We start from the raw sequence: 3,702 nt of genomic DNA, 5'->3' as shown, positions 1-3,702 counted from the left end.
CCACCGTACTTGGCCGCCAGCACCGTCGTGATGGCCGCCGTCAGCGTCGTCTTGCCATGGTCCACGTGACCAATCGTGCCCACGTTGACGTGCGGCTTGGTCCGCTCGAATTTTTCCTTTGCCATGCCTGCAAACCTTTCGGATCAAAGAACGCATGCCCGTGCGTGGGGTTGACGTCTGCGGCACGGGCCGGCCACGGGCAGCCGGCCCACCGCCCGGATCGGGCGGCGCCTCAGGCGGCCGAGCGCGTCACTTGGCGCGCGCGGCGATGATCTGCTCCTGCACGTTGCGCGGCGCCTCGGCGTAGTGCTTGAACTCCATCGTGTAGGTGGCGCGGCCCTGCGACATCGAGCGCAGCGTGGTCGAGTAGCCGAACATCTCCGACAGCGGCACCTCGGCCTTGATGACCTTGCCGCCACCGGGCAGATCCTCCATGCCCTGCACCATGCCGCGACGCGACGACAGGTCGCCCATCACGTTGCCGGCGTATTCCTCGGGGGTCTCGACCTCCACGGCCATCATCGGCTCCAGGATGACCGGGTTGGCCTTCTTGCAGCCTTCCTTGAAGCCGAAGATGGCGGCCATCTTGAAGGCCTGCTCGGAGGAGTCGACCTCGTGGTACGAACCGAAGTGCAGCGTGACCTTGACGTCGACGACCGGGTAGCCGGCCAGCACGCCGGCCTGCATGGCCTCCTCGACGCCCTTCTGCACCGCCGGGATGTACTCGCGCGGCACCACGCCGCCCTTGATGGCGTCGATGAACTCGAAGCCCTTGCCCGGCTCGTTGGGCTCGATCTTGAAGACGACGTGACCGTACTGGCCCTTGCCGCCCGACTGGCGCACGAACTTGCCTTCGGCCTGCTCGACGGTGCCGCGAATGGTCTCGCGGTAGGCGACCTGCGGCTTGCCGACGTTGGCCTCGACGCCGAACTCGCGCTTCATGCGGTCGACGATGATCTCCAGGTGCAGCTCGCCCATGCCGGCGATGATGGTCTGCCCGGACTCCTCGTCGGTGTAGACGCGCAGCGACGGGTCCTCGGCGGCCAGGCGCGACAGCGCGATGCCCATCTTTTCCTGGTCGGCCTTGGCCTTGGGCTCCACGGCCTGGCGGATCACCGGCTCGGGGAACTGCATGCGCTCCAGCACGATCGGCGCGGCCGGGTCGCACAGCGTCTCACCGGTGGTGACTTCCTTCAGGCCCACGCAGGCGGCGATGTCGCCGGCGCGGATTTCCTCGATCTCGTTGCGATGGTTGGCGTGCATCTGCACGATGCGGCCGATGCGCTCCTTCTTGCCCTTGACCGAGTTGTAGACGGTGTCGCCTTTCCTCAGCACGCCGGAGTAGACGCGCACGAAGGTGAGCTGGCCGACGAACGGGTCGCTCATCAGCTTGAACGCCAGCGCCGAGAGCTTTTCATCGTCGTCGGCGCGGCGGCTGGCCTCGTTGCCGTTCTCGTCGGTGCCCTTGACCGGCGGGATGTCCACCGGCGAGGGCAGGAACTGGATGACCGCATCCAGCATGCGCTGCACGCCCTTGTTCTTGAACGCGCTGCCGCACAGCATCGGCTGGATCTCCACCGCGATGGTGCGCTGGCGCAGACCGGCGATGATCTCGTCCTCGGTCAGTTCGCCGCTCTCGAGGTACTTGTTCATCAGCTCCTCGCTGGCCTCGGCGGCGGCCTCCACCATCTTCTCGCGCCACTCCTGCGCCAGGTCGACGAGGTCGGCCGGGATGTCGCGGTACTCGAACTTCATCCCTTGCGTGGCCTCGTCCCAGATGATGGCCTTCATCTTGATGAGGTCGACCACGCCCTGGAAGTTTTCCTCGGCACCGATCGGGATCACCACCGGCACCGGGTTGCCCTTCAGGCGCGTCTTGATCTGCTCGTAGACCTTGAAGAAGTTGGCGCCGACGCGGTCCATCTTGTTGACGAAGGCCAGGCGCGGCACGCGGTACTTGTTGGCCTGACGCCAGACCGTCTCGGACTGCGGCTGCACGCCGCCGACGGCGCAGTACACCATGCAGGCCCCGTCGAGCACGCGCATCGAGCGCTCCACCTCGATGGTGAAGTCGACGTGGCCGGGCGTGTCGATGATGTTGAAGCGGTGCTCGGGGTAGTTGAGGTCCATGCCGCGCCAGTAGCAGGTGGTGGCGGCGGACGTGATGGTGATGCCGCGCTCCTGCTCCTGCTCCATCCAGTCCATGGTCGCGGCACCGTCGTGCACCTCACCGATCTTGTGGTTGACGCCGGTGTAGTACAGGATGCGCTCGGTGGTGGTGGTCTTGCCGGCGTCGATGTGCGCCGAGATGCCGATGTTGCGGTATCGCTCGATGGGCGTGGTACGTGCCATGGGGTGGACTCCAGATTCGGATGGGCAAAGCCCGCCGACCTCGTGCAGTGCGGTGGCGGGCTCGGGGTAGCGGCCGGGAAACGCGCGCGGCCTCAGAAGCGGAAGTGGCTGAAGGCCTTGTTGGCCTCGGCCATGCGGTGCACCTCGTCGCGCTTCTTCATCGCGCCGCCGCGGCCCTCGGTGGCCTCGATCAGCTCATTGGCCAGGCGCAGCGCCATCGACTTTTCGCTGCGCTTGCGCGCGGCCTGCTTGATCCAGCGCATCGCCAGCGCCTGGCGGCGCACCGGACGCACCTCGACCGGCACCTGGTAGTTGGCACCGCCGACGCGACGGGACTTGACCTCCACCAGCGGCTTGACGTTGTTGATCGCGGTGGTGAAGATTTCCAGCGGGTCCTTGCCCGTCTTCTTCTCGATGTGCTCCAGCGCACCGTAGACGATGCGCTCGGCCACCGCCTTCTTGCCGCTCTCCATGATGACGTTCATGAACTTGGAGAGCTCGACGTTGCCGTACTTCGGATCCGGCAGGATTTCGCGCTTGGGGACTTCGCGACGACGTGGCATGGTGTGTTTTCCTCTGTTGCTTCAGCTGGCGGCCTTGCGGCCGGCCGCGAGAGCCCGACTCGGATGGGGCCTCACTTACTCGACCTCCGCGCCCGGCGCGGGGTCACCCTGTCGGAACGCTTGCCAGACCCGGCATTCCGACACCGACGCATGACGGCGGCGTGACGACGGCACCCGCCGACGGCAGCCGTCAGGCCTTCTTGGGCCGCTTGGCGCCGTACTTGGAGCGGCCCTGCTTGCGGTCCTTGACGCCCTGCAGGTCCAGCGCGCCGCGCACGATGTGGTAACGCACGCCGGGCAGGTCCTTCACACGGCCGCCGCGCACGAGCACCACCGAGTGCTCCTGCAGGTTGTGGCCTTCGCCGCCGATGTAGGAGATGACCTCGAAGCCGTTGGTCAGGCGCACCTTGGCGACCTTGCGCAGCGCGGAGTTCGGCTTCTTGGGCGTCGTCGTGTACACGCGCGTGCACACGCCGCGACGCTGCGGGCAGTTCTGCATCGCCGGGCTCTTGGACTTGGCCTTCTCGGCCGTGCGCCCATGGCGAACGAGTTGGTTGATGGTTGGCATATCGTCCCCAAACGCAAAGAATGCTCTACCCTTCCGGACGAGGTCCGAAAAGCTCTCTATCGTAGCACGCCCGCTGCTTGCGCGCAACGGCTAGTCTTGTCCAACGAGGTATGAGCCTGAACGAGGCGTTGTGATTCCAACGAGGTGTGAGCCTGAAGGGGCGATCTGGGTCGATCATTTTTCACATGGTGATCGACATGAACGACTCTGCCCTGGGCA

Annotated in this window: 4 protein-coding genes; all 4 read right to left on the bottom strand. The window is 65.9% G+C overall.

The window, feature by feature from the left end; genetic code table 11:
* Positions 1-125 (bottom strand): GTP-binding protein (locus Tsedi_RS12045; RefSeq protein WP_246099264.1); only part of this gene is annotated, 125 nt, incomplete at its 3' end.
* A 124-nt stretch (positions 126-249) separates the two neighbouring features.
* Positions 250-2,352, bottom strand: coding sequence for an elongation factor G (gene fusA, locus Tsedi_RS12040; RefSeq protein ID WP_143896939.1), 2,103 nt, complete (start codon positions 2,350-2,352; stop codon positions 250-252).
* A 92-nt stretch (positions 2,353-2,444) separates the two neighbouring features.
* Positions 2,445-2,915: a 30S ribosomal protein S7 gene (rpsG, locus tag Tsedi_RS12035; RefSeq protein WP_143896937.1), complete on the bottom strand. Its 471-nt coding sequence runs from the start codon at positions 2,913-2,915 to the stop codon at positions 2,445-2,447.
* A 190-nt stretch (positions 2,916-3,105) separates the two neighbouring features.
* The gene (gene rpsL / locus Tsedi_RS12030) at positions 3,106-3,483 is read right to left on the bottom strand and encodes a 30S ribosomal protein S12 (RefSeq protein ID WP_143896935.1); all 378 of its coding nucleotides are present in this window, start codon (positions 3,481-3,483) and stop codon (positions 3,106-3,108) included.
* Between the last annotated feature and the right edge of the window lie 219 nt (positions 3,484-3,702).

The sequence above is a fragment of the Tepidimonas sediminis genome (assembly GCF_007556605.1).
In the GTDB taxonomy this organism is placed as follows: Bacteria; Pseudomonadota; Gammaproteobacteria; order Burkholderiales; family Burkholderiaceae_C; genus Tepidimonas; species Tepidimonas sediminis.
The sequence above is the reverse complement of the archived record's forward strand: the minus strand, read 5'-3'. Positions and strand labels throughout refer to the sequence as shown.